The organism is Arthrobacter sp. 49Tsu3.1M3 (genome assembly GCF_900168135.1).
GTDB lineage: Bacteria > Actinomycetota > Actinomycetes > Actinomycetales > Micrococcaceae > Arthrobacter.
The window spans coordinates 106660-131450 of sequence record NZ_FUZD01000004.1 but is presented as its reverse complement, the minus strand read 5'-3'; the positions used below and the strand labels follow the sequence as shown (position 1 = coordinate 131450).

Here is a 24791-nt window from a genome sequence, read left to right as displayed (position 1 = left end):
AAATGGGTGTTCTGTGGCGCTGAATCCTCGACGAGTATTCGAGGCCCGTGCTTCGCATGTGTGCCACGTGTCCCGGGCTGCCTTCAAGAACGGGACATGCTCAGTGCTGTCTTCAAGAACGGGACATGCTCAGTGCTGTCTTCAAGAACGGGACATGCTCAGTGCTGCCTCCAACAACCGGACATGTTCAGCGGCGCCAGAGGTACCTGTTCTCCGGCCGGCCCGCGGCTCCGTAGCGGGGCGTCAGCCGGGCATGGCCGTGAACCACGAGGTACTCGAGGTAGCGGCGGGCACTGACCCGGGACAGGCCCAGTTGCAGCGCCAGGCCGGCCGCGGAGACGTCCTCCGGACTGGCCTTCAGTGCCTCGATGACCGCGTCCAGGGTGGGGCGCGACAGTCCCTTGGGCAGCCGTACGGCGGCCTGCTCCGGCTGGGCGGACTGACCCGCCGGGGTTGCCTCCACCGCAGACCGGCGGGAGGGAGCCACCAGGCGGTCGATGCTCGCCTGGTCAAGCGGTCCGGAAGCGCCGGAGGCGAGGTCGTCCCGCAGCATGACGTACTCGTCGAGCCGTTCGTTCAATGCCTGCGAGGAGAAGGGCTTGACCAGGTAGTGCAGCACCCCGCCGGCCATCGCGCCGCGGACCGTGTCAAGCTCCCTGGATGCGGTGATCACGAGGACATCCACCGGCCGCCGGCGCGCGCGCAACCGCTGCAGGACGTCCAGACCGGACATGTCCGGCAGATGGATGTCCAGCAACACCAGCTCCGGGCCCAGCTCCGCGGCCAGATCGAGGCCCTGCTGCCCGGTGTGGGCCATTGCCACGACGTCGAATCCGCCGCGTGCCAGCAGGAACCCGTGATGGATCCCGGCCACTGCTACGTCATCGTCAATGATGAGGGTGCGTATGGCGCTCATTGGTTCTGTAGTTCCGCCTCTTTTGTCCTGAGCACTACCGAGAAGCAGGCTCCGCCCATCGCCGATGAGGATACCGCGGCCCGGCCTCCGCGCCGGAGGGCAATCCGCTGGACCAGGGCCAGCCCAAAGCCGCGGCTGTTGATTCCCTCGGCCTCCTTGCTGGTCACGCCGGGCTCGAACACTTTAGCGCGTTCAGGAACCGGCACGCCGGGTCCGTCGTCCTCCACCACGATGGTCCGCCCGCCGTCGGCGCTCTCGCCCAGCCGGATGGCAACAGTGCTGTCGTAACCCGCAGCGTCCACAGCGTTGTCGATCAGGTTGCCCAGCACCGTGATGACGTCGCCCGAGTCATCAACCGAGCACAGCGAATCCGGGCTGACGATGATCTCGATGCCGCGCTCGGCGCAGACTGTGGACTTGGCGATCAGCAGAGCCTGGACCCCGTGGTCGGTGATTCCGGCCGCCAGCGGGCGGTTCGCGAAGACGGCGTCGTTGTGGCTGCGGCCCAGGTATTCGATGGCTTTGTCCTGCTTTCCGAGCTCCAGCAGCCCGGAGATGACGTGCAGTTTGTTGGCGAATTCGTGCGCCTGGGCGCGGAGTGCCTGCGTCACGTCCACGGCGCCGTCGCGGTCACGCAGGACGGTGTGGAGTTCGGTGCGGTCGCGCAGGATCAGTACCTTGCCGACCTCGCGGCCGTCAACGGTGGCCGCATTGACCTTGCCCAGCAGGATCCGTTCACCCGAGAGCACCAGTTCCTCCGTGGCGGACCCGGCCGAGAGCAAGCGGAGGACCGCCGGTTCCAGGCTTGCCGCGGCAGGGGACCCGGTGATGTCCCCGGCCAGGGCGAGCAGGCGGCGTGCCTCATCGTTGACCAGCGCGACCCTGCCGTCGGCGTCCACCGCCACCAGGCCTTCACCCAGGCCGTGGAGCATGGCGTCGCGCGTTTCCAGCAGGGCAGCGATGTCCTCGGGCTCGAGTTTGTAGATCCGCCGCCACACCAGTTTCGAGACATACATCGCGCCCAGCGAACTCAGCAGCGCCGCCCCGAGCAGCCAGCCGAACAGCTGCGGCATGTCCTCATGGAGGTCGGCGGCCAGGGTGCTCTCCAGCACCCCCACGGATGCGGAGCCGATCACGGCGCCGGACGCATCGAAGATGGGAACCTTCACCCGCCAGGACTCACCGAGCGTGCCCGTCTGGGTACCCACGTAGATCTCCCCGGACAGCGGCACGGAAGGATCGGTGGAGACCGGCCGGCCGATTTCCGCCGGATTGGGGTGCGACTGCCGGACCCCGTGCCGGTCCGTCACGACCACATAGGTGACGTTGGATGCCTGCCGGATGACTTCCGCGATCGGCTGGATGGTCTGGGCCGGCGATGGCGTTCCGAAGGCGTTGATGACCGAGGGCAGCTGGGCAACACTTTCGGCGACGCCGATCAGCCGGCCCTTGTAGGCGTCACGGAGCTGTTGTTCCTGCATTCGGATGGTCACGGCCCCCACCGCCGTGAGCACAGCCAGCACGATGCCCAGCTGCAATGCGACCAGCTGGAACCGAAGGGGAATCCTGTGAAACATGTCACAAGTTTCCCATTGGGAACGCAGCCAGCCCGCCAAAAAGACGGCCAGACCCGTGACCAATATGACCACTACTACCTCTACGGCCAAATGCTGTTGCCCTTCGGCGGGCCCTCCTAGGGTCAGTGACGTGATTCCAATGATGTGCATCACATTCGCCCTAGGAGAAACCATGACTGCCCAGAACTTTTTCACGCGGCCCACATTCACGCGTTCCACCCACACCCGGCGCGCCGCCCTCATTGCCGGCGCCGCCGGAGTCGTCCTGGCCATGTCCGCCTGCGCGGGAAGCGGAACCGGCACGGCTGCCGGCGCACCCGCGGGCGCCGATCCCATCAAGAAGCTCAGCATCATCGTCCCGGCCAACCCCGGCGGCGGCTGGGACCAGACCGGACGCGCCATGCAGCAGGACCTGCAGACCAACAAGCTCGTCTCCTCCGCCCAGGTCACCAACATCGGCGGAGGCGGCGGGACCAACGGCCTCGCCAAGCTCGCCACCGAGAAGGACGTCAACACCCTCATGGTGATGGGTTACGTCATGGTGGGTGCGGTCGAGACCAATGGCGCCAAGACCCGGCTCGAAGACACCACGCCGATCGCGCGGCTCACCGAAGAGCCGCTGGTTCTCGTAGTGCCGGCATCGTCGAAGTACCAGTCGGTTGCCGACCTCGTCGCGGACATCAAGGCCAACGGCAAGGGCGTGGCCATCACGGGTGGCTCGGCCGGGGGCGCGGACCACATCCTGGCCGGGCAGATCCTGAAATCCCAGGGCGTGGAGGCGGACAAGCTGAACTACATCGGCTACTCCGGCGGCGGCGAGTCCATCGCGGCGCTGCTCGGCAACAAGGTCCAGGCCGGCATCTCCGGCGTGGGCGAGTATGCCGAACAGGTCAAGGCCGGCAAGGTCCGGGCGCTCGCCGTCTCCGGAAAGGCCGAGGCCCCGGCCCTTCCTGGGATCAAGCCGCTCAAGGACCAGGGGATCGACGTCGTGCTGACCAACTGGCGCGGCGTGGTGGCCCCCGGCTCCATCGACGACGCCCAGCGCGCAAAGCTGACCGACGTCGTCACCAAGCTGCACGCGTCCGAGGCCTGGAAGTCCACCCTGACCAAGAACAACTGGGACGACGCGTTCCTGGCCGGTGACGGCTTCAAGACCTTCCTGACCGAGGACATCGCCAAGGTCAAGACCACGCTGACGCAGATCGGCCTGGTCAAGTAACAGTGTCTGCCCTCGCATCAAAGTCGGCTCCCGCCGCAGCGCCCGCCAAACGGCCGACCGGGGAGATCCTGTTCGCCCTCGTGTTCGTCAGCGTGGGCGTCGCGGGCCTGGCGACGGCGGGATCCATTCCGATCCCGCCGTCGGAGACCGGCATCGGCCCGCGCGCCTTCCCCTACATCGTGTGCGGCCTGCTGGTGCTGTGCGGCGCCGGGGTGGTCCTGCAGGTCCTCCGGGGCAAAGTCGGGCAGGCCGAGGACAGCGAAGATCTGGACGTGACCGCCAAGACCGACTGGGTGGCCCTGGCCAAACTGGTGGGTTTCGTGGTGCTGCACATCTTCCTGATCGAGCCGGCCGGCTGGCCGGTGGCCGCCGCCGTGCTCTTCAGCGGTGCCGCCTGGTCCCTGGACGCCAAACCCCTCTGGAAGGCGATCGGCGTGTCCGTGATCCTCGCGCTGGTGCTGCAGTACGTCTTCGGCGGCCTGCTCGGCGTGTCCCTGCCGCCAGGGCCGCTGCTCGAGGGGGTGCCGTTCTTCCATGGATAGCGTCATGCTCCTGCTCGAGGGATTCAGCACCGCGCTGCAGCCCGTCTACCTGCTCTACGCGCTGGGCGGTGTCTTCGTCGGCACGGCCGTCGGGGTGCTGCCCGGTATTGGCCCCGCCATGACCGTGGCCCTGCTCATGCCCATCACCTACGCCCTGGATCCCGCGGCCGCGTTGATCGTGTTCGCCGGGATCTACTACGGCGGCATGTACGGCGGTTCCACCACCTCCATCCTGCTGAACACGCCGGGCGAGTCCTCCTCGATCGTCACGGCGCTTGAGGGAAACAAGATGGCCAAGGCCGGCAGGGGCGCGGCAGCCCTGGCGACGGCGGCGATCGGATCCTTCATCGCTGGCACCATCGCCACGGTCCTGCTGACCTTCCTGGCGCCGGTCGTGGCCGACTTCGCCGTCGGCCTCGGCCCCGTGGACTACGTGGCCCTCATGGTGGTGGCTTTCCTGACCGTCGGTGCGCTGCTGGGCGCCTCCGTCCTGCGCGGCCTGGCATCCCTGGCGCTCGGGCTGTTCATCGGCCTGATCGGCATCGATGACAGCACTGCCCAGCAGCGCTTCACGTTCGACAACCCCACCCTGGTGGACGGCGTCGACATGGTCCTCGTGGCCGTGGGCCTCTTTGCCCTCGGCGAGGCGCTTTATGTCGCTTCGAAGCTGCGGCACGGCCCGGTGGAGCTGATCCCGGTCAGCAAGGGCAAGAACGCCTGGCTGTCCAAGGAGGACTGGAAGCGGTCCTGGAAGCCGTGGCTGCGCGGAACTTTCATCGGGTTCCCGATCGGCACTGTCCCGGCGGGCGGCGCGGACGTCTCCACGTTCCTGTCCTACGCCGCCGAACGGAAGCTGGCCAAGGGTGCCAACAAGGCCCAGTTCGGCAAGGGCGCGATCGAAGGCGTCGCCGGACCGGAAGCGGCCAACAACGCCGCGGCCGCCGGTGTCCTGGTGCCGTTGCTGACCCTCGGAATCCCGACGACGGCGACGGCGGCCATGATGCTCACGGCGTTCCAGCGCTACCAGATCCAGCCCGGGCCGCTCCTGTTCGAAAACCAGGGCGCGCTTGTCTGGACCCTGATCGCGTCGCTGTACGTCGGCAACCTCATGCTGCTCGTGCTGAACCTGCCCCTGGTGGGCCTGTGGGTGAAGATCCTGCAGATCCCGCGGCCCTACCTCTACGCCGGCATCCTGGTCTTCGCCGCCCTCGGGGCCTTCTCGGTGAACTTCTCCCCGAGCGACGTCGGCATCCTGCTGGTGGTGGGCATCCTGGGCTACTTCATGCGCCGCTACGGCTATCCCGTGGCGCCCATGGTGGTGGCGATGATCCTGGGACCGATGTTCGAGGTGCAGTTGCGGCGTTCGCTGCAGCTCTCGCAAAACGACCCCACGGCCCTGTTCTCCTCGCCGTTCGCCCTGGTGGTGTACGTCTCCATGGCACTGATCTTCGCCGCCTCGTGGTGGCTGCGCCGCCGCCAGGGAACGTTGGAGGCTGCGCCGGTGAAGGAAGACGTGTCCGTCTAAGCGCGGGCGATCCACCGAATTGCCGCAAATGGCCGGAATGGCTGCCCTCATCCCGGCCATTTGCGGTAAACGGCCCACGAGAACGAACCGGCCAGGGCCGCGCCGCGCCGGGCCTCACGCCCCCGACGTGGGGCGCGCAGCAGGGAGCCGCGACGGCGGGATGGCGACATACAGCGGGGTCCGGATCCAGCGCTGGCCCGTCGCACGGAACTCGGCCCGGGTGGAGAAATGGTAGAGGTAGCTGGTGGCACGTATCCAGTGCGGCCGTCCGCCGTCGAACGGGTCGTGGCGCAGCAGCCGCAGCGTGGGCCGGTCCGCCGCCAGCAGTTTGGCCAGGAACGCGTAGAACCACTCCTCGTGCACGGTACGCAGCGGCAGGAACCACATCAGCCAGTCCAGCCGCAGATGGTACGGGGCGTACTGGCGCGGGATGCGCCGGACGTCACCGGGCTTGCCCTTGAACCCGTACTCCCGCCAGTCAGCGTCGTCCCCGGGGTCCTCGTCGAGGGTCCCCTCCACCACGATCTCGATCCGCCGCTTCGTGACGGTGCCGAATGCGCCATAGGTATTGACCAGCTGCCAACGGTTGAAGGATGCGTTCATCAACTGGTGGTGGGAGAAGAGGTTCTCGATGGGCCGGTAGCTGAGCACCACCAGCAGCACGGTGGCCACCAGGACCACCACCAGCCAAGGAGCCGGGGCCTGGCTGCCCACCCCGGCTGCGCCCACCGCCGCTCCTGTTCCTGCGGGCGCGGACGCGGCGTGCCAGTCCAGCGGGATCGCCGGAATCAGGGCGTGCGCCAGGGGATCGCTGACCGCCGCGAAGGCCAGGATGATCGCCATCCAGTTCAGCCAGGCGAAATTTCCGCTCGCCACCAGCCACAGCTGGGTGAAGATGATGATTCCGGCGGCGGCGCTGGCCAGGGGCTGCGGGGCAAAGAGGAAGAACGGCACCACCAGTTGGGCGAAGTGGTTGCCCAGGACCTCCAGCCGGTGCCAGGCCTTGGGGAGCAGGTGGGCCTGCCGGCTCAGCGGCCCCGGCATCGGCTGGGTCTCGTGGTGGTAGTACAGGGCCGTCAGGTCCCGCCATTCCTGGCCGCCCCGGATCTTGATCAGGCCGGCGCCGAACTCCAGCCGGAACACCAGCCAGACCAGCAGGATCAGGATGGTCCGGGGCGGGGGAGTCTGGTCGGAGCCGAGGAAGGCCACCGTGAACCCGGCCTCGAGCAGCAGCATCTCCCAGCCGAAACCGTAGAACGTCTGCCCCACGTTCACGATCGACATGTACAACAGCCACAGGGCCAGGAACGCGATGAGCGGAACCCACGGCGGCCCGAGCTGCGGCAGCCCGGCAACCAGCGTGGCGGCAATGGCCATGCCGCTCCAGCACACCGTCCGCAGCAGCCGGTCTGAGTAGCGCCAGCGGAACAGGCTGGGCCGGCCCAGCCGGTTGAAGCCCTCGAGATACGCCGGCACCGGCAACAGGCCGCGCTCGCCGAGGAGGGCCGGAAACTGGTTGAGCGAGGAGAGGAAGGCCACGAAATACAGGGTGGCGGTGCTGCGCTGCAGCACCTGCCGGGCGAACTCGTACTCCGGCGCGTCGAACCACGCGGTCCACTCCACGTTGTCCACGTTACGCCTCCGCCCTGCTGCGTCAACGAGTGGGGGCCGGCTCGACCAGGCCGGCGTGGAGGTAGCCCTTTACGGCAGTGTTGCCCGCCGCTACTGCCGTGAAGTGCCACCTCGATGCGGACGCGGCGCACCGGCGCGGTGCGGGATACTTGAATCATGCAGCCGCGCAAAATCGTCCTCCTCGGGTCCACCGGTTCCATCGGCACACAGGCGATTGACGTCGTCGACGGCGCCCCGCACCTTTTTGAGGTCGTCGCGCTCAGCGCCGGCGGCGGCAACCTCGAACTCCTGGCCCGGCAGGCCGTCCACACCCGCGCCCAGGCTGTCGGTGTCGCCTCCAGGGATGCCTCCGCCCTCCGGCGCATGATCGACGACGCCGCCCGCACGGCAGGACTCATCGGGTACAGCCCCGAACTCATCACCGGCCCCGACGCCTCCACCAGGGTCGCGGAAATCACCGCCGACGTCGTCCTCAACGGCATCACCGGTTCGATCGGGCTTGCCCCCACCCTGGCGGCCCTCGCCTCCGGGGCCACGCTGGCACTGGCCAACAAGGAGTCCCTGATCGTCGGCGGTGCCCTGGTCAAGGCCGCTGCCCGCGAAGGGCAGATCGTGCCGGTGGATTCGGAGCACTCGGCCATTGCCCAGTGCCTGCGCTCCGGCTCCGCCGCGGAAGTGGACCGGCTGATCCTGACGGCATCGGGCGGGCCTTTCCGCGGCAAGACCCGGGACGAGCTGCACGACGTCTCGCCGCAGGACGCCCTCGCCCACCCCACGTGGGACATGGGCCTGATGGTCACCACCAACTCCGCCAGCCTGGTCAACAAGGGCCTGGAGGTGATCGAGGCACACCTGCTCTTCGACATCCCCCTGGAGAAGATCGACGTCGTGGTCCACCCGCAGTCCGTGGTGCATTCCATGGTCCAGTTCGTCGACGGCTCCACGATCGCCCAGGCCTCGCCGCCGGACATGCGCCTGCCCATTGCCCTCGGCCTCGGCTGGCCGGACCGCGTTCCCGGTTCCGCCAGCGCCTGCGACTGGAGCAAGGCCACCAGCTGGACGTTCGAGCCGCTGGACACCGTGGCGTTCCCCGCCGTCGACCTCGCGAAGGCGGCCGCCATGCAGGGCAGCACCTTCCCGGCTGTGTTCAATGCCGCGAACGAGGAAGCCGTGATGGCCTTCCACGCCGGGCAGATCCGGTTCACCGACATTGTGGACACCATCGATGCCGTCCTCAGCGAACACTCAGGCTCCTCCGGGCTGACGGTGGAGTCCGTACTGGATGCTGAAAGATGGGCACGCGCCCGCACCCACGAACGTTTAGCCGTAAGAAGCGTCTAGGAAGCAGCAGATCACAGTATGAGCCCCGTCCTCCTCTTTGTCCTCGGTGTCGTCTTTGTGGCGATCGGCATCGCCGTGTCCATTGCCCTGCACGAAGTCGGGCACCTGCTCCCGGCCAAGCTCTTCAAGGTCCGCGTGACCAAGTACATGATCGGGTTCGGACCCACCGTATGGTCGAAGAAAAGGGGCGAAACCGAGTACGGCCTCAAGGCCATCCCGCTGGGCGGCTACGTGTCCATGATCGGGATGTACCCGCCGAACAAGGAAGACGGCACCGTCCGCACCTCCAGCACCGGGATGTTCCAGTCGCTGGCATCCGACGCCCGCTCCCTGGCCCACGAGGAAATCGGCCCCGGCGACGAAACCCGGGTCTTCTACCGGCTGCCGGTCTGGAAAAAGATCATCATCATGCTCGGCGGGCCAGCGATGAACCTGCTGATCGGCGTCGTGCTGACCGCGGTGCTGCTGATGGGATTCGGCACCGCCAGCCAGACCACCACGATCGCTGACGTCTCCAAGTGCCAGGTCAAGGCCGGCGAGACCGTGGACCCGGACTCCGCCGCCTGCAAGCCCACCCCGGCCGCGGCCGCGGGCCTGTTGCCGAACGACACCATCACCTCCTTCGACGGCAAGGCCGTCACCGGTTGGGACGAACTCACCGGCTGGATCCGCGCCTCGGCGGGCCGGGAGGTGAGCATCACCGTGGAGCGCGGCGGCGCCACCGTCTCGACGACCGTCACCCCCGTGCTCTCATCCCGCCCGGTTCTCGGTCCGGACGGCCGTCAGGCCAAGGCCGCTGACGGAAGCCTGCAGTACCAGAACGTCGGCTTCCTGGGCATCGGCGCCCAGACGGCACTCGTGCAGCGGCCGGCGTCGGCCGTGCTGCCCATGGCGGGGGAGAACATCAAGCAGGTCGCCGGTGTGGTGGTGAACCTGCCGGAGCGCGTGGCCGGCGTGGCCAAGGCAGCCTTCAGCGAGGAACCCCGGGATCCCAACGGCCCCATCAGCGTGGTGGGCGTGGGCCGCGTGGCCGGCGAGGTCGCCGCGATGGAGGAGGTCCCGCTGCAGTCCCGCTTCGCGGCCCTGGTGGGTTTGCTGGCCGGACTCAACTTCGCCCTGGCCGTCTTCAACCTCATTCCGCTGTTGCCGCTCGACGGCGGCCACATCGCGGGCGCGCTGTACGAGGGGGCCCGCCGCCAGATCGCCAAGCTGTTCGGCCGCCCGGATCCCGGCGCCTTCGACATCGCCAAGCTGCTGCCCGTGACGTATGTGGTGGCGGTGCTGCTGATGGGCATGGGCGCGCTGCTGATCTACGCCGACATCGTCAAGCCGGTCAACCTCTTCGGATAGCCCGGCTGGCATTTCAGCCAAATTCCGCTGACTACAGTCCATAAGCCTATTTCGGCTGATTTTAAATAATCAGTTGAAAATGGTTGATTATTCCGGATCACCTCCCTAGGCTGGGGTCATGTACGTCATGACAATCGACCAGCGCGGCAGTACGGGCGACATCGACCGGGTCCCCGGCCTCCTGGAGGGGCTCAGCGCACTCTCCACCGCGGGGCGCTTCGAGCGTTCGGTGGGCGACGAGGTCCAGGGCGTCGTGGAACGGGCCGACGAGGTGGTGGAGATTGCCCTGCACGCCCTGCGCAGCGGCCGCTGGTATGTCGGGATCGGGGTGGGGGAGGTGGACCTGCCGCTGCCCGCCAGCCCGCGCGAAGGCTCCGGCCCCGCGTTCGTGGCGGCCCGGGCCGCCGTCGATCGGGCCAAGGGGGCGGCCGCCCATGTTCCCCTCGCCGTGGTTGCCGGCCGGGACCGCCGTCGGGCAAATGCAGCAACCACGGCCGCGGACGGCGCAAGCGGGTCCCAGGGGGCCAGGGCCTGCGCCAATGCGGAGGCGGTGCTCCGGCTGATTGGTCGCCTGGTCCAGGACCGGACCGCGGCGCAATGGAAGGTGGTGGACGTGCTGCGCTCGGTGCGGCACGACACCCACGGAACCCACGGCAGCCAAAAAATCGCAGCACAGAAACTCGGAATCACGGAGCAGTCGGTGAGCCGCGCAGTCCTCCGCTCGGGCTGGCAGGAAGAATGGGCCGCGAGGCCGGCCGCAGAACTGCTGCTGACCCTCGCCCACGACTGCACCGAAGGAGAGAAGTGAACGCCCTCTGGATCACGCTGGCCCTGCTCACCGCAGGATTCGTCGGCTGGCCGGTCACTGCCTGGGTGTTCCGTCTCGCCCGCACCATTGATGACCGGGCCGACGCCGGAAGCGGCGCCGCTGCCGGCGGGGACGCGGCTGAGGACCCCGCCGCCGACTCCACCACGGACCCCGACCTCCAGGCGGCCCCGGAGCCGGCCGCGCCGGACGGCCCAGCGCCAGCCCCGGCAGCGGCGTCCACCACGCCCGCCGCCGAGACCGTCAGCAGCGTTCGCATCCTGCGCGGCGGCGCCATTATCGGCATCCTGGAACGGTTCGCCGTGTGCCTGGCGATCCTGGCCGGCCAGCCCGTCGCCATCGCCTACGTCGTGGCGATCAAGGGCCTCGGCCGGTTTGCCGAGTTGAAAGCCACCCCGGTGGCCGCCGAGCGGTTCATCATCGGAACCCTCACCTCCATGCTCTGGGCAGCCGGTGTCGCCGCCCTGGCCAAGGTCCTCTTCCTCGGCTGACCGCGCGCCCCGGCGCCTCCGGATGGGAACCGGGCAAACGGGGCGATAGTGTATCCATATGACTGTTTTTGCTGTGGAGTACGTGTACGACGCCGAATCATCCGAGGTCCGCGATGCCAGCCGCCCGGCACACCGCGAATGGACCGCGGATCTTGCCCGTGAAGGCGCCCTGCTGGCCAGCGGCCCCTACGGCGACGGTGCAGGCGCGCTGCTCATCTTCAAGGCCGCCGATGAGGCGGCCTTGAATGACCTTCTGCGGCAGGACCCCTTCGCAGCCGCCGGTGCCATCTCGGGCACCCGCACCACCGTGTGGGCGCCGCTGACCGGTCTTCTGGCCGAGCACGCCTAGCCCGTCCCGCCCGCACCTTCGCAACTTCGAATTCTAAAAGGGAGTCCATGTGACCTCGGTCAGCCTGGGAATGCCGTCAGCACCGCCCCCCGTTCTTGCCCCCCGCCGCAAGACGCGCCAGATCAAGGTGGGATCAGTCGGCGTCGGCTCCGATTCGCCCATCAGCGTCCAGTCGATGACCACGACGCCGACGACCGACATCAACGCCACCTTGCAGCAGATCGCGGAACTCACGGCCTCCGGCTGCGACATCGTGCGCGTCGCCTGCCCGTCGGCCGATGACGCCGAGGCGCTGCCGATCATCGCCAAGAAGTCCCAGATCCCGGTGATCGCGGACATCCACTTCCAGCCGAAGTACGTCTTCGCCGCGATCGAGGCCGGCTGCGCCGCCGTGCGCGTGAACCCGGGCAACATCCGCAAGTTCGATGACCAGGTCAAGGAGATCGCCCGCGCCGCCAAGGACCACGGCACCTCCATCCGGATCGGCGTCAACGCCGGATCCCTGGAACCGGGCATCATGAAGAAATACGGCAAGGCCACCCCGGAAGCCCTCGTGGAATCCGCCGTCTGGGAGGCTTCGCTCTTCGAGGAGCACGGTTTCCACGACTTCAAGATCTCCGTCAAGCACAACGACCCGGTCATCATGGTTGCCGCCTACGAGATGCTGGCCGAAAAGGGCGACTGGCCACTGCACCTCGGCGTCACCGAGGCCGGTCCGGCCTTCCAGGGCACCATCAAGTCCGCCACGGCGTTTGGCGCCCTGCTCTCCCGCGGGATCGGCGACACCATCCGCGTCTCCCTCTCGGCCCCGCCGGTCGAGGAGATCAAGGTGGGCAACCAGATCCTGCAGTCGCTCAACCTGCGCCCCCGCAAGCTGGAAATCGTCTCCTGCCCGTCCTGTGGCCGTGCCCAGGTGGACGTGTACACGCTCGCTGAGCAGGTCACCGCTGGCCTGGAAGGGATGGAGGTCCCGCTGCGCGTGGCAGTGATGGGCTGCGTGGTCAATGGTCCCGGCGAGGCCCGCGAGGCCGATCTCGGGGTTGCCTCCGGCAACGGCAAGGGCCAGATCTTTGTCAGGGGCGAGGTCATCAAGACTGTCCCGGAGGATCAGATTGTTGAGACACTGATCGAAGAAGCCATGCGTATCGCAGAAGAGATGGGGGACGCCGATGGCGAAGATGCTGTCAAGGGTAGCCCCGTGGTTAGCGTCTCGTAAGGACGACGCCGCTCCCGGCGTCGTCGTCCGGGTCCTTGGCGGCGCGGACACCGGACAGCTGCTGGCGCTGGCGCACCGGGACGCCGTCGCCAATGTCTTCATCCTCTCGCACCTGGAGACCGCCGGTACGGCGTCTCCCACGGCCGGGGGCGCCAGCATTTTTGGCGTGTTCGACGGCGGCTCCCTCCTCGGTGCCTGCTGGGCCGGCGCCAACCTGGTGCCGATCGAGCTGGCGCCCGAGCTTGCCGGCCTCATTGCGATGGCCGCGCACCGCTCCGGGCGCCGTTACGCCTCGATCTTTGGCCCCGCGGAAACTGTCCTGGCTCTCTACGCGGCGCTGGAGCAGCTCGGCCAGACCGCCCACGAAGTCCGGGACCACCAGCCCCTCCTGACGATCTCGGGCCCGCCCGCTGTCCGGCCCGAGCCCGCGCTCGGCTTTGGCCAGCTGGCTGACTTCGACAAGATCCTGCCCGCTTGCGCCGCAATGTTTGAGGAAGAAGTGGGCTACTCGCCCTACCTCGGCGGCCGGGAGTATTACAGCCGGCGCGTCAAGAGCCTCATCCGCCAGGGCCATTCCCTCGTGCACGTGAACGCCGCCGGCGATGTGGTCTTCAAGGCCGAACTCGGCGCCGTCACGCCGGAAGTGACCCAGGTCCAGGGCGTATGGATGAATCCCGAGTTCCGCGGACTGGGACTGAGCGCGGGCTACATGGCCGCCGTCGTCGTCCTCGCCCAGACCCTCGCGCCGGTGACCAGCCTGTACGTCAACGGGTTCAACGCCAAGGCGCGCGCCACCTACGATCGGGTGGGCTTTCGCCAGGTGGGCACGTTCGCTACAGTGCTCTTTTAGCGGGCAAATGCCGGCTGCCGGTCTAGTTTTTTTGGGGGACACATGAAGACATCAGTGCTGCGCATTTTCGGGGCCTCGGCGCTCCTTGCCTGGGGCGTGCGCAAGCCCAGGCAGCAAGCACGTTCCCAGCGCGACCACGACGCCTGCTCCCACCCAGACGCAAGCCAAGGCTTACACGAGCGATGAACTGACGGCCCTCGTGGCACAGTTGAAGGATGCGCAGGGCAAGCCGCTCACCGTGATGCCGCTTGCCGACCTCAAGAAGTCGGTTGAACAGGCAAAGTCCTTGCTGGCATCGATCTCGGTGGAACCCGCGGAGTGCGCAGCTTTGGCCCTTGGCGGTCAGGCAGCCCCGACCGAGGGCACAGCGGTCGCGGCGGGGGTGGCCCAAGATGCCGCGACGGGCGCTTCCACGGGTGTCTCCCTGGCGTTCCGGGCTGACGCCAGGCTCCTCGAGAAGGGAATCGCCCAGGGCGGGGACTTCGATAAGTGCTCAGCCCTTTCATTCACGACCAATGGCACCAAAGTGGACCTCAAACTGACAAAGCTGGCCGGATTCGGCTCAACCCCGGGCACCGTCGCGTACCGGACGGACACCTCCCTGCCGGGCGGCCGGAAGCAGTCCGCGATCACCGGACAGGTGATCCAGGACAGCGTTCTCATCACCGTCAGTGCGGTGGGTGGCGGCAGCGAGGCCGATGCCATCTCCCGGGCCGGAAAATTACTGGATCAGGCCGCGGCGCTCGTCGGGAAGTAGCCCGATTTGCTGCCGCGCAGAGGACCCACAACGACATGACCAAAATATCCGGTTGCAGACTATTGATTCCGGACCCTATGTCACATAGGTTCGACCTAGCCGTGTCGCACAGGCGCGCACATCCTGCTGTCTATACCTCGGTATAAATTCCGGGGAAGGCGACGCCTGGAGGCGACACCAAGTAGCTCGCAGCCTGAGATCTGGGGGTGCTGGGGCCACGGGAGCCACGCCATGACGGGATGACCAGCCGGAAACGGCCAGGGGCTTCCATCAGTTATGGCGTGGCTCTTCCATGCGCCGCGCTCCGCAGAAGCCGGGTTAAGCGGGGGAGACACGGGGCGGCAGCGGGGGGGCGCAGCAGGGCCGGCGCGGCAAAGCGGTGCGCTCTGGACGGTAGATTAGTACCTAGATGCTTTTCCCGGCTTTGCCCGCACTTCCCCAGAAACGGATACCCCACCTGTGGTCCTTCGACTCTCCAAGCTGTTCCTGCGCACCCTGCGCGAAGATCCCGCCGACGCCGAGGTGGCCAGCCACCGGCTCCTGGTCCGCGCCGGCTACATCCGGCGGGCCGCGCCCGGCATCTACACCTGGCTGCCGCTGGGGCTGAGCGTGCTGCGCAAGGTGGAGCAGGTCATCCGCGAGGAAATGACCGCCATCGGGGCCCAGGAAGTCCACTTCCCGGCGCTGCTGCCCAAGGAACCCTACGAGGCCACGAACCGCTGGACCGAATACGGCGAGGGCATCTTCCGGCTCAAGGACCGCAAGGGCAACGACTACCTTCTGGCCCCCACCCACGAGGAAATGTTCACCCTCCTGGTCAAGGACCTGTACTCCTCGTACAAGGACCTGCCGCTGAGCATCTACCAGATCCAGAACAAGTACCGCGACGAGGCGCGTCCCCGCGCAGGCCTGCTGCGCGGCCGCGAATTCATCATGAAGGACTCCTACTCCTTCGACGTCGACGACGCCGGCCTGGACAACAGCTACGCCGCCCACCGCGGCGCGTACCTGAAGATCTTCGAGCGCCTCGGCCTCGAAGTGATTCCGGTTGCCGCCACCGCCGGTGCCATGGGCGGATCCAAGAGCGAGGAATTCCTGCACCCCACCGAGATCGGTGAGGACACCTTCGTGCGCTCGGCCGGCGGCTACGCGGCCAACGTCGAGGCCGTCACCACAGTGGTCCCCGCGGACATCGACTTCAGCGACGCCCCGGCCGCCGAAGTCAAGGACACCCCGGATACCCCCACCATCGAAACCCTCGTGGACGCGGCCAACGTCCTGGTTCCGCGCGCAGAGGCCGGCGGCGGTCCCTGGACCGCCGCCGACACGCTCAAGAACGTGGTCCTCGCAGTGACGCCGCCCACCGGCGAACGCCAGATCGTGGTCATCGGCCTCCCCGGCGACCGCGGCGTGGACCTCAAGCGCGTCGAGGCGAACATCGGGTCCTTCCTGCCGATTGCCGGCGAGATCACGCTCGAAGCCGCCAATGAGGACGACCTCAAGAAGCAGCCCCTGATCGTCAAGGGCTACCTCGGCCCCGGCATGTCCCTGGATGCGCCGCTGCTGGGCAGCGAGGGCGCCGCAAAGCTGCTCTACCTCGTCGATCCCCGCGTCGTCAGCGGCTCCGCCTGGGTCACCGGGGCCAACGAGGCCGGCAAGCACGTCTTCGGCCTCGTGGCCGGACGCGACTTCGGCTGGGACGGCGTCATCGAGTGCACCGAGGTGCGCGCCGGCGACGAGGCTCCCGACGGTTCCGGTCCCCTCGAAACCGCCCGCGGCATCGAAATGGGCCACATCTTCCAGCTCGGCCGGAAGTACGCCGCCGCCCTGGACCTGAAAGTCCTGGACCAGAACGGCAAGCAGGTGGTGGTGACCATGGGCTCCTACGGCGTCGGTGTCACCCGCGCCGTGGCGGCCCTGGCCGAGTCCAACCATGACGACCGGGGCCTGGTCTGGCCGCGCGCCGTCGCCCCCGCCGACGTCCACGTTGTGGCCGTGGGCCGCGGCGAGGAAATCTTCGCCGCCGCCGAAAAACTGTCCCTGGAGCTCGAGGCTGCCGGCCTCGACGTCATCTACGATGACCGCCCCAAGGTTTCCCCTGGCGTGAAGTTCGGCGACGCCGAACTCGTCGGCGTCCCCACCATCCTCGCCGTCGGGCGCGGACTCGTGGACGGCGTCGTGGAGATCAAGGACCGCCGCAGCGGCAATGCCGAGAATGTAGCCGTTGACAAGGCTGTTGACTATGTGGTCAACGCCGTGCGCAACAGCTGATGCCGCGCCGTCCCGGGCCGCACTAGGTAATGGTCTCCGGACTCGAATCGATCCAGCTCGGAACTGTCATCCTGATTGTCGTGGCCGGCCTGGCAGCGGGCTGGGTCGACGCCGTCGTCGGCGGCGGCGGGCTCATCCAGCTCCCGGCCATGCTCCTGGTGCCGGGCATCAGCCCGGTCCAGGCGCTGGCGACCAACAAGATGGGCTCCATCTTCGGCACCAGCACCAGCGCGGCCACGTACTACCGCCGCGTCCGGCCCGATCTGCGCACCGCGCTGCCCATGGCAGCGATCGCGCTGGCGGGCAGCTACGGCGGTGCGGCGCTGGCCGCCAACCTGCCGGCCAGCGTGTTCAAGCCGATCATCGTGCTGGCGCTGATCGCCGTCGCGCTTTTCACCGCCTTCCAGCCCGGCATCGGTCAGCTGACCAAACTGCGCCATGAGGGGCACCGGCACTACGTGGTGGCCTGCCTGATCGGCGGCGTGATCGGCTTCTACGACGGCCTGATCGGTCCCGGCACCGGATCGTTCCTGATCATCGCCCTCGTCTCGGCCATGGGTTACGCCTTCCTGGAGGCCAGCGCCAAGGCCAAGATCGTGAACGTGGCCACCAACGCCGGTGCCCTGCTGTTCTTCGTGCCGCACGGCGCCGTGCTGTGGGGGCTCGGGCTGCTGCTGGGCATGGCGAACATGGCCGGCGGCTACCTCGGTGCCCGGACTGCGGTCCGGCAGGGGAGCAAGTTCATCCGGATCGTGTTCCTGGTGGTGGTAGGCGCGCTGATCATCAAGCTCGGTTCCGACGTCTGGCAGGACAACCTGTCCTGAGCCGCCTCGGCCGGGAAGACCGGCATGGGACTCCCGGTCCGCTGGTCGCGGGCGTAGCATGCAGCTATGTCGGCACGTGAGGAACGCTACCGGGATGCCCTCGACGCCGCGGCCGGGCACGCACGCCGGTGGCTCGAGAGCCAGGAAACACGCCGGATCGGACCACAGGCCACGGCGGCCGAGCTCGCGGCCGACTTCGGCGGCCCGCTGCCCCCACAGGGGATGCCGGCCGCGGAGGTGGTGGACTATCTCGCGGCCAAGGCCGAACCCGGGCTGATGGCCATGCCGTCCGGGCGGTTCTTCGGCTGGGTCATTGGCGGCACACTGCCGGCCGCCCTGGCCGCGGACTGGCTGCTCAGCGCCTGGGACCAAAATACGGGGCTTCGCTTCGCCACGCCCGCCACCGCCGCGATCGAGGAAGCCGCCGGCAAATGGATCCTTGAGCTGCTGGGCCTGCCCGAGGAGTCCGACGTCGGCTTTGCCACGGGCGCCACCATGGCCAACTTCACCGGGCTCGCCGCCGCCCGCTGGCGGCTCATGGCCGATGCGGGCTGGGACCTCGACGGCGACGGGCTCGCCGGTGCGCCCCGGATCCGCTGCTTCGTGGGCCAGGAGCGCCACGAAACGATCGACCTCGGCCTGCGCTATCTGGGCCTCGGGCACCCCACCGTAGTGCCTTCCGACCGCCAGGGGCGCATCATCCCGGCCGAGCTGGACTGCGCCCTGGACCTTGCGTTCAGCGCGGGGGAGGGCGCCCGCCCCGCCCCGGCGCTTGTGTGCCTGCAGGCCGGCAACCTGCATTCGGGTGCCTTCGACCCCTTCGCCGAGGCCATCGCCGTCGCGAAGGCGCACGGCGCCTGGGTCCACGTGGACGGGGCGTTCGGGCTCTGGGCGGCCGCCGTGCCCGAACTGTCCGCCCTGACCGCGGGACTCGGCCTGGCCGATTCGTGGGGCACAGATGCGCACAAGACCCTCAATGTCCCCTACGACTGCGGGATCGTGATCGTGCGCGACGCCCAGGCCCTGCGGTCGGCAATGGGGCTGCACGCCAGCTACCTGATCCAGGCCGCGGACGGCGCCGGGGACCCGTCCGAAAGAGTGCCCGAGCTCTCCCGCCGGGCCCGCGGCGTGCCGGTGTGGGCGGCGCTGAAATCGCTGGGCCGCGACGGCGTCGCCGGCCAGGTCCGCACGCTCGTGCACCGGGCCGCGCAGCTGGCCGACCAGCTCGCGGCGCTGGACGGCGTGGAGGTGCTCAACGACGTCGACTACACCCAGGTGTCCCTGGCGTTTGGCGACGACGCCGTGACCCGGGCCGTGACGGAGAGGGTCATGGGCGATGGCCGGGTCTGGATGTCCGGGTCCCGCTGGCAGGACCGCGATATCCTGCGGATTTCGGTGAGCAACTGGAGCACGGACGACGCCGATGTCAGAGTCGCCGTCGACGCCGTCCGCGACGCTCTGGCGGCCGTGCGGGGCTAGCCGCCGGCCATCCCGCCGGCTTCCCCGGGCACCGGCAGCTCCTGCGGCGCGGGCAGGCCGGGAAGCGTCCGGCCGGCCAGCGTGCTCGCCACCCACAGCGATCGGGCCAGATCGCCGTCGTGGTGACGCAGCGAGGCATACCAGAGGGCGTTCCCGACCTCACGTGCCAGGCTCCACTGCCGGGCGGCCTCGGCGTCGAGACCGGCTGCGGCACTGAAATCCGCGCACCGCGCGAGCAGCGCCCGCCCGGGATCGTGCTGGGGCAGTTCCCGGATCCTGTTCCACAGCACCGGGGCCACGGCGAACTCCGCCTCGCCGATCATGGGCTGGGGATCGATCGCAGCGTACTCTTCCGGCCCCGCCGGTGGTTGGTTCCGGGTTGCCGGCTCCGGGACGCCGGGCCGGGCCAGGACGTTCAGGTAATGCAGGTCCGCGTGGACCAGGACGTCCTTGCCGGACCGCCGGCCGACGGCGCCGCGGGTCTGGCAGACCTCCAGCGCCGCCTCGAGCAGCCAGCGGGGGAACGGCCGGCCTAGGTGTTCCCACGCCTCCGGGAATTCATCGCTCCACTGCTCGGCCCGCGCCGCCACGTGGTCGATTTCCCGCCACTCCGGGCGGCCGTCCGGGACCACGCTGAGCTGGCGGACCACGCCGCCCCAGACGGTCACCGCCGTGTCCAACGGGACATCCAGGAGGGAGCGGCAGGCGTCCAGGCGCTCCAGTAGCAGGGCGCAGGAACCGGCGTCGGCGGCCAGCAGCCTGACGGCGCCGTGGCCTCCCCAGAGGGCGAGGGCGTGGTGTTCCCGGGTGGCCTCCTCATGCGGAAAAGCCAGCTTCAGCACGGCTGCCTCGCCCTTGCCCGGGGACCCCGGCCCATCCCGGCGCCGCACCGGAATGACGACGCCGCCGTGTCCGTTCCAGGGAACGGCACCCGGTTCCAGATCCGGCTCCAGGTCCCACTGGTCGAGGAACTGCCCGATCAGGCCAGGAAGTGACGCCAGCCACGTGCGTCCCGCAGGGGTACGGGCGTACCGGCGGGAAAGATCAGGCGGGATGGGGACGTCTGGGATCGCGTTCACGGGACCTATCGTAGGGCCGGAGGGGTCGCCGCCGCGTTGGCGGGCCCCAGACGGGCCACGGATGGTTCCTCTGCGACCCGGGTGCCCTTAGACGATGCCGCTCGCGCCTAGCGCGTTGCCGATTGCGAACGTGGCCACCAGCGCCAGGGCGCCGCCAATCACCACGCGGATGGCTGCCTTGAGCTTTGAGCCGCCGCCAATCCACGCGCCCACGGCGCCGGTGGCCGCCAGCGCCACAAGCACGGCCACGAAGGTCAGCGGGATCCTGATGCTTTCAGGCGGCAGCAGAATGGCCAGCATGGGCAGGACTGCACCGGCGAGGAACGCGATGGCAGAAGCGAACGCCGCGTGCCACGGACTCACGATGTCGGTCTCGTCAATGTTGAGTTCAGCCGAGAGGTGGGCGCCGAGGGCATCGTGCGCCGTGAGTTCCTTGGCCACCGTCCGTGCCGTCGCGGGGCTAAGGCCTTTGCCCTGGTAGATCGCCGCGAGTTCCTCGAGCTCTTCCTCCGGCTGTTCCGCCAGCTCCCGGCGCTCCTTTTCAATCAAGGCGTGCTGGCTGTCTTTCTGGCTGCTGACGGAGACATATTCACCCAGCGCCATCGAAATAGCGCCGCCCACCACCCCTGCCGCGCCCGCGATCAGGATCGGTCCGGTGTCGGGGGTGGCGCTGGCGACGCCGACGACGATCGCGGCGACAGAGACGATGCCGTCGTTTGCCCCCAGGACACCCGCACGGAGCCAATTGAGGCGGTGCGCGAGGTCGTTGTGGTGGGGCTCGTTCTCATGAAGGGTTGCGGGGCCGGTCGTGTCCATGCGTACAGCAAACCATCCGGGCCGGTGCCTTGCCAGTATTCCAAGGCTTACCAAAATTAGCCGAGGCTTGCTCCGGCGTTCAGCCTGCGGGCTGCGACGGCGTTTCACCCGCCGGCCGGGTCGGCATCGAGGCCCGGTCCAGGCCCGGCAGGGCGCCGGGATCCGCACCCCACTGCACCGCCCGCTTCGCAGACCCGAACAGGGCAGCGATGGCCCACTGCCGGGTCCCGCCCTCACTCAGCGCCACGAGGTCGCCATAAACCGGCAGGGCGGCGGCTTCCAGGCCGCCGAGCCCGGCGGCGGGGGAGGCCAGGAAGGACGGTTCCAGCGTGTAGCCCGCCTCGCGTGGCGGGACCGCGGAACAGTGCAGCCGGCTCAGGGATTCCACGGCGCCCAGGAGTGCGTCATGATGGGCCAGTTCCTCGGCCGCGGATTTCGCCGCGTCGCCGTCGAGCCGGGTCAGCGCCACCTGGTAGCCGTAGATGGTCTGCGCCTCGGTCCGCGCAGCCGATGCCAGGGCGCCGCCGAGGCTGGATGCGGCCGCGGATGGCTCTGCTTCATTCTGCGCTGCTGTGGACGGTTCTGCTGCGGCCTGACCCCCTGTGGAAGGCGCCGTCGCGGACGGCGACGGGCAGGTGCCGGACACCGGGGACGAGGTTACGTCGGCTGCCGGCGCCGCCGTTCCGGTGCCGGCGGCGAGGGCGGACGCCTGCAGCAGCTGCGCGGTGCCGACGGCCGCCAACAGCCGTGCCATGCCGCCGTCGGCCACGGCAGCGTCCGCGAGGCGCTGGCGGCCGCTGCCTGCCAAGGCCGCCACCAGCCCGGCTGCGGTCACCGGCACGGGTGCGGCGGACGCCCCGGCGCCCGGCGCTCCGGAAGCGGACGGAGACGATGCGGCGGAGGACGCTGCCTGGGGTGTTGCCCGGGCGGAGGCGGAAGCCGCGCCGGCCGCGTCCGCAGGACTTTCTCCTGGCGCCAGCAGCGCTTGCGCCTGGAGTGTCAGCAAGGTCACAGTCCGCTCGATGGCGGGATTCCCGGCAGCGGCCGGACGGCCATCCGCGTCCTCCGCCGGGCTGTCTTTTGATCCGGTCCGGGCCGCGGTGCCAAGCTGGCTGCCGGCGTTCAGCAGTTGCCGGGTTTCTGCCAGTGCGGCGGCGCGCGCCTGCTCCGAAAAGGGCGGCGCCGCGGGCTCCGGCGGCCGGGCCGGCGTCAGGACCACGCCCAGGCTCACCACCACCAGGGCGAGGCACGCCAAAAGCACATAGCGGGCGAGCGACCGGGGAAAGTGATCCTGCCATCGCTTTTCCCTGGTGTCGTCTTTCACAACAGACCATGTTGTCATGCCGGCCCGGAACTGCGTGCACCACGCCGCCCGGAAAATCGCTAGGCTAGTACACACAACATCATCTAGCGGGAGGCGGCCGGCATCATGACCAACGCAGAAGCCACGACTTCAACAGACCGGACCGGGACGGGAAAGGCTGAAGCCGCAACCGTTCAAAATGTCGAGGCCGAGCGCCTTCACGCACTCCTGGAACCCGCAGTGCTGGCGAACCGGCTGTACCTGGAGGACGTATCCATCCATGTCGCCGGCGCCAACCGGGTGGTCCACGTAGTGGTGGACCTGCCGCAGGAGGAGACCGGGGGCGTCGGGCTCGACGTCATCGCCGAGATCTCCAAGACCCTCTCGGACACCCTGGACAACGACCCCAGCATGGACGCGCGCCCCTATGAGCTCGAAGTCTCTTCACCCGGCGTCGGCCGTCCACTGACAGAGGAGCGGCACTGGCACCGCGCCCGCGGGCGGATGGTCAACGTGAACGTGATCCAGGGCGACAACGTCACCGGCAGGGTCCAGTCCGTGGACGATGGGGGAGTCACCATCGTTCCGGAAATTGCCGTCAAGAAGGGCATGAAGCCCAAACAGGGTGAACCCGTCAAGCTTCCTTTCGACAGGATCCGCAGCGGAAAAGTCGAGATAGAGTTCAGCCACCTCGAAGAGGCCGGCTTGGAAAAAGCAAACAATGGACCTTCTGAGGAGGCCTGATGGATATTGACATGAGCGCACTGAGACTCCTGGAGCGTGAGCGTGAAATCCCGCTGGATCTCCTGATTCCAACCATCGAGCAGGCACTGCTGGTGGCCTACCACAAGACCCCCGGCGCCTTCGAAAAGGCCCGGGCCGAGCTCGACCGCAAGAGCGGCCACGTGACCATCTGGGCCACCGAGATCGACGACGACGGCGCCCCGATCGGCGAGTTCGAGGACACCCCCGCGGGCTTCGGCCGCATCGCGGCGAGCACCGCACGGCAGATCATTCTGCAGCGCCTCCGGGACGCTGAGGACGACAACGTGCTTGGTCAGTTCAAGGGCCGCGAAGGTGAGCTTGTCGCCGGCACCATCCAGCAGGGCAACAACCCGCACATGATCCAGGTGAACCTGGGCACGGTGGAGGCACTGCTGCCGCCGCCCGAGCAGGTTCCCGGCGAGAAGTACACCCACGGCAACCGGCTGCGCGCCTTCGTGATCGACGTCCACCGCGGCACCAAGGGCCCGTCCATCACGCTGTCCCGCTCCCACCCCGGGCTCGTCCGGAAGCTCTTCGAACTCGAAGTACCCGAGATCGCGGACCGCTCGGTCGAAATCGTGGCGCTTGCCCGCGAAGCCGGCCACCGCACCAAGATCGCCGTGAAGGCAAACACCCCCGGCGTAAACGCCAAGGGTGCCTGCATCGGTGAAATGGGTTCGCGTGTCCGGGCGGTCATGACAGAACTGAACGACGAGAAGATCGACATCGTTGACTACAACGACGATCCGGCGACCTTCATCGCCAGCGCCCTCTCGCCGTCGCGCGTGAATTCGGTCACAATCACCGACGAGGCGACGCGTTCGGCCCGGGTGGTCGTTCCCGACTACCAGCTCTCCCTCGCCATCGGCAAAGAGGGCCAGAACGCCCGCCTCGCCGCCAAGCTCACGGGATGGCGAATCGACATCGTCTCCGACGCCGCCGTCAACACCGGCAAATAGCGCGGGGCGCCTCCACACCAACAGGCTGCGGGCCGCCATCGCGGCCCGCAGCCTGTGTGCGCTCTCACGGGTTGGCCGTGATTTCCAAGCCGACCGGCATGCCTGGGTTCGGGACCCGGGCGCCGGAGGGGCTAGAATAGACATGACCGCGCCTCACGGCCGGTATCCGTGTGTCTTTGGCGCGTCTGGGTTTTCCCGGATTCCCGGGACGCGGTGATTCACCAAGCAGTTGTACTGGCAGGAAGATACTCGAACGTGGCACATGTGCAACACCTCGGGAATCAGCCGCAGCGCACCTGTATCGGATGCCGACAAAAAGGGTCGCGGTCGGAGTTACTCCGGCTCGTCGCCGGCGCCGGTGGTTCGTCCGCCGTCGTGGTGGATGAACGACGCCGGATGGCTGGCCGGGGAGCATGGCTGCACCCCAGCGAAAAGTGCCTGGCACTGGCGGTCAAACGTCGAGCGTTCGGCCGCGCCCTCAACGGCGCAGCCGGTACAGCCGATGTTGAACGCCGGATCACTGCCGGCACGGAAGCCGTGGGCACCCCGGTGGCCGCAGCAACAACCGTCCAACCTGAAAGCGGGTCAGAAAACTGATGGAAACCCGATGAGTTCCCAGCGATGAGTGCGCAACGATGACAACTTTGTTGCGCTCTGCAATGGGCCTTTCAGCTGCATTCGCGGCGGAGGCCCGCAGTAAGAAG

Annotated in this window: 23 protein-coding genes; 17 read left to right on the top strand and 6 right to left on the bottom strand. The window is 68.2% G+C overall.

Annotation, left to right across the window (positions count from 1 at the left end; translation table 11 throughout):
- Positions 1-187 precede the first annotated feature (187 nt).
- Together B5X90_RS07220 and B5X90_RS07215 are read right to left on the bottom strand one after the other, a co-directional pair.
- Entirely contained in the window at positions 188-916 is a 729-nt protein-coding gene (locus B5X90_RS07220; RefSeq protein ID WP_079551422.1) for a response regulator, read from the bottom strand.
- Positions 913-2493 (bottom strand): ATP-binding protein, encoded by a 1581-nt coding sequence (locus B5X90_RS07215; protein WP_079551420.1) that lies wholly within the window; start codon positions 2491-2493, stop codon positions 913-915. Before B5X90_RS07215 ends, B5X90_RS07220 begins: the two co-directional genes overlap by 4 nt.
- 172 nt (positions 2494-2665) lie before the next feature.
- Between B5X90_RS07215 and B5X90_RS07210 the strand changes: the two genes are divergently transcribed.
- Genes B5X90_RS07210 through B5X90_RS07200 form a run of 3 tightly spaced genes read left to right on the top strand, consistent with a single transcriptional unit; the run spans position 2666 to position 5779 of the window.
- A complete protein-coding gene (locus B5X90_RS07210; RefSeq protein WP_079551418.1) occupies positions 2666-3712 on the top strand; it encodes a Bug family tripartite tricarboxylate transporter substrate binding protein in 1047 nt (348 codons plus the stop codon).
- A 2-nt stretch (positions 3713-3714) separates the two neighbouring features.
- A complete protein-coding gene (locus B5X90_RS07205) occupies positions 3715-4254 on the top strand; it encodes a tripartite tricarboxylate transporter TctB family protein (protein WP_079551416.1) in 540 nt (179 codons plus the stop codon).
- Positions 4247-5779: a tripartite tricarboxylate transporter permease gene (locus B5X90_RS07200; RefSeq protein ID WP_079551414.1), complete on the top strand. Its 1533-nt coding sequence runs from the start codon at positions 4247-4249 to the stop codon at positions 5777-5779. The genes B5X90_RS07205 and B5X90_RS07200 overlap by 8 nt, the downstream gene beginning before the upstream one ends.
- Positions 5780-5893: 114 nt before the next feature.
- Here the strand turns inward: B5X90_RS07200 and B5X90_RS07195 are convergent, their stop codons facing one another.
- Positions 5894-7402: a lipase maturation factor family protein gene (locus B5X90_RS07195; protein WP_079551719.1), complete on the bottom strand. Its 1509-nt coding sequence runs from the start codon at positions 7400-7402 to the stop codon at positions 5894-5896.
- Positions 7403-7567: 165 nt separating this feature from the next.
- Between B5X90_RS07195 and dxr the strand changes: the two genes are divergently transcribed.
- From dxr to B5X90_RS07140, 11 genes are all read left to right on the top strand, one after another.
- Positions 7568-8752 carry a 1-deoxy-D-xylulose-5-phosphate reductoisomerase gene (gene dxr / locus B5X90_RS07190; RefSeq protein ID WP_079551412.1) on the top strand — a complete coding sequence of 395 codons (1185 nt, stop codon included), beginning with the start codon at positions 7568-7570 and terminating at the stop codon, positions 8750-8752.
- 18 nt (positions 8753-8770) lie between these two features.
- On the top strand, positions 8771-10102 hold the full coding sequence (locus B5X90_RS07185; RefSeq protein ID WP_079551410.1) for a M50 family metallopeptidase: 1332 nt from the start codon (positions 8771-8773) through the stop codon (positions 10100-10102).
- A gap of 118 nt (positions 10103-10220) precedes the next feature.
- Positions 10221-10910 carry a MarR family transcriptional regulator gene (locus tag B5X90_RS07180; RefSeq protein WP_079551408.1) on the top strand — a complete coding sequence of 230 codons (690 nt, stop codon included), beginning with the start codon at positions 10221-10223 and terminating at the stop codon, positions 10908-10910.
- Entirely contained in the window at positions 10907-11419 is a 513-nt protein-coding gene (locus tag B5X90_RS07175; RefSeq protein WP_079551406.1) for a hypothetical protein, read from the top strand. Before B5X90_RS07180 ends, B5X90_RS07175 begins: the two co-directional genes overlap by 4 nt.
- A gap of 58 nt (positions 11420-11477) precedes the next feature.
- The gene (locus B5X90_RS07170) at positions 11478-11768 is read left to right on the top strand and encodes a YciI family protein (protein WP_079551403.1); all 291 of its coding nucleotides are present in this window, start codon (positions 11478-11480) and stop codon (positions 11766-11768) included.
- A gap of 49 nt (positions 11769-11817) precedes the next feature.
- The gene (gene ispG / locus B5X90_RS07165; protein WP_028277109.1) at positions 11818-12984 is read left to right on the top strand and encodes a flavodoxin-dependent (E)-4-hydroxy-3-methylbut-2-enyl-diphosphate synthase; all 1167 of its coding nucleotides are present in this window, start codon (positions 11818-11820) and stop codon (positions 12982-12984) included.
- Positions 12947-13834 carry a GNAT family N-acetyltransferase gene (locus tag B5X90_RS07160; RefSeq protein WP_079551717.1) on the top strand — a complete coding sequence of 296 codons (888 nt, stop codon included), beginning with the start codon at positions 12947-12949 and terminating at the stop codon, positions 13832-13834. Before ispG ends, B5X90_RS07160 begins: the two co-directional genes overlap by 38 nt.
- 199 nt (positions 13835-14033) lie before the next feature.
- On the top strand, positions 14034-14591 hold the full coding sequence (locus B5X90_RS07155; RefSeq protein WP_079551401.1) for a hypothetical protein: 558 nt from the start codon (positions 14034-14036) through the stop codon (positions 14589-14591).
- A 459-nt stretch (positions 14592-15050) separates the two neighbouring features.
- Entirely contained in the window at positions 15051-16862 is a 1812-nt protein-coding gene (locus B5X90_RS07150; RefSeq protein WP_079551398.1) for a proline--tRNA ligase, read from the top strand.
- Between the two features lie 29 nt (positions 16863-16891).
- A complete protein-coding gene (locus B5X90_RS07145) occupies positions 16892-17686 on the top strand; it encodes a sulfite exporter TauE/SafE family protein (protein ID WP_079551396.1) in 795 nt (264 codons plus the stop codon).
- Positions 17687-17752: 66 nt separating this feature from the next.
- A complete protein-coding gene (locus tag B5X90_RS07140) occupies positions 17753-19165 on the top strand; it encodes a pyridoxal phosphate-dependent decarboxylase family protein (protein WP_079551394.1) in 1413 nt (470 codons plus the stop codon).
- On the opposite strand, the gene B5X90_RS07135 is transcribed toward B5X90_RS07140, so the two are convergent.
- The 3 genes from B5X90_RS07135 to B5X90_RS07125 all read right to left on the bottom strand — a co-directional run bounded on the left by B5X90_RS07135 (position 19162) and on the right by B5X90_RS07125 (position 22384).
- Positions 19162-20244 (bottom strand): aminoglycoside phosphotransferase family protein, encoded by a 1083-nt coding sequence (locus B5X90_RS07135; protein WP_079551391.1) that lies wholly within the window; start codon positions 20242-20244, stop codon positions 19162-19164. The genes B5X90_RS07140 and B5X90_RS07135 overlap by 4 nt on opposite strands.
- An 87-nt stretch (positions 20245-20331) precedes the next feature.
- Positions 20332-21060 carry a VIT1/CCC1 transporter family protein gene (locus B5X90_RS07130; RefSeq protein WP_079551389.1) on the bottom strand — a complete coding sequence of 243 codons (729 nt, stop codon included), beginning with the start codon at positions 21058-21060 and terminating at the stop codon, positions 20332-20334.
- A gap of 79 nt (positions 21061-21139) precedes the next feature.
- The gene (locus B5X90_RS07125; protein ID WP_256860104.1) at positions 21140-22384 is read right to left on the bottom strand and encodes a ferritin-like domain-containing protein; all 1245 of its coding nucleotides are present in this window, start codon (positions 22382-22384) and stop codon (positions 21140-21142) included.
- Between the two features lie 105 nt (positions 22385-22489).
- On the opposite strand from B5X90_RS07125, the gene rimP reads away from it, so the two are divergent.
- The 3 genes from rimP (at position 22490) to B5X90_RS07110 (ending at position 24684) form a co-directional block, all read left to right on the top strand.
- Positions 22490-23107 carry a ribosome maturation factor RimP gene (gene rimP, locus B5X90_RS07120; RefSeq protein WP_018774504.1) on the top strand — a complete coding sequence of 206 codons (618 nt, stop codon included), beginning with the start codon at positions 22490-22492 and terminating at the stop codon, positions 23105-23107.
- Entirely contained in the window at positions 23107-24087 is a 981-nt protein-coding gene (gene nusA / locus B5X90_RS07115) for a transcription termination factor NusA (RefSeq protein WP_079551383.1), read from the top strand. Before rimP ends, nusA begins: the two co-directional genes overlap by 1 nt.
- 168 nt (positions 24088-24255) lie before the next feature.
- On the top strand, positions 24256-24684 hold the full coding sequence (locus B5X90_RS07110) for a YlxR family protein (RefSeq protein WP_306292821.1): 429 nt from the start codon (positions 24256-24258) through the stop codon (positions 24682-24684).
- The last annotated feature ends 107 nt before the right edge of the window (positions 24685-24791 follow it).

Bases quoted from the DNA above. Each gene is read 5' to 3' on its own strand.
- B5X90_RS07220 (WP_079551422.1), bottom strand. From the start codon at position 916: ATGAGCGCCATACGCACCCTCATCATTGACGATGACGTAGCAGTGGCC.
- B5X90_RS07215 (WP_079551420.1), bottom strand. From the start codon at position 2,493: ATGTTTCACAGGATTCCCCTTCGGTTCCAGCTGGTCGCATTGCAGCTG.
- B5X90_RS07210 (WP_079551418.1), top strand. From the start codon at position 2,666: ATGACTGCCCAGAACTTTTTCACGCGGCCCACATTCACGCGTTCCACC.
- B5X90_RS07200 (WP_079551414.1), top strand. From the start codon at position 4,247: ATGGATAGCGTCATGCTCCTGCTCGAGGGATTCAGCACCGCGCTGCAG.
- dxr (WP_079551412.1), top strand. From the start codon at position 7,568: ATGCAGCCGCGCAAAATCGTCCTCCTCGGGTCCACCGGTTCCATCGGC.
- B5X90_RS07185 (WP_079551410.1), top strand. From the start codon at position 8,771: ATGAGCCCCGTCCTCCTCTTTGTCCTCGGTGTCGTCTTTGTGGCGATC.
- B5X90_RS07180 (WP_079551408.1), top strand. From the start codon at position 10,221: ATGTACGTCATGACAATCGACCAGCGCGGCAGTACGGGCGACATCGAC.
- B5X90_RS07170 (WP_079551403.1), top strand. From the start codon at position 11,478: ATGACTGTTTTTGCTGTGGAGTACGTGTACGACGCCGAATCATCCGAG.
- B5X90_RS07160 (WP_079551717.1), top strand. From the start codon at position 12,947: ATGCTGTCAAGGGTAGCCCCGTGGTTAGCGTCTCGTAAGGACGACGCC.
- B5X90_RS07145 (WP_079551396.1), top strand. From the start codon at position 16,892: ATGGTCTCCGGACTCGAATCGATCCAGCTCGGAACTGTCATCCTGATT.
- B5X90_RS07140 (WP_079551394.1), top strand. From the start codon at position 17,753: ATGTCGGCACGTGAGGAACGCTACCGGGATGCCCTCGACGCCGCGGCC.
- B5X90_RS07130 (WP_079551389.1), bottom strand. From the start codon at position 21,060: ATGGACACGACCGGCCCCGCAACCCTTCATGAGAACGAGCCCCACCAC.
- rimP (WP_018774504.1), top strand. From the start codon at position 22,490: ATGACCAACGCAGAAGCCACGACTTCAACAGACCGGACCGGGACGGGA.
- nusA (WP_079551383.1), top strand. From the start codon at position 23,107: ATGGATATTGACATGAGCGCACTGAGACTCCTGGAGCGTGAGCGTGAA.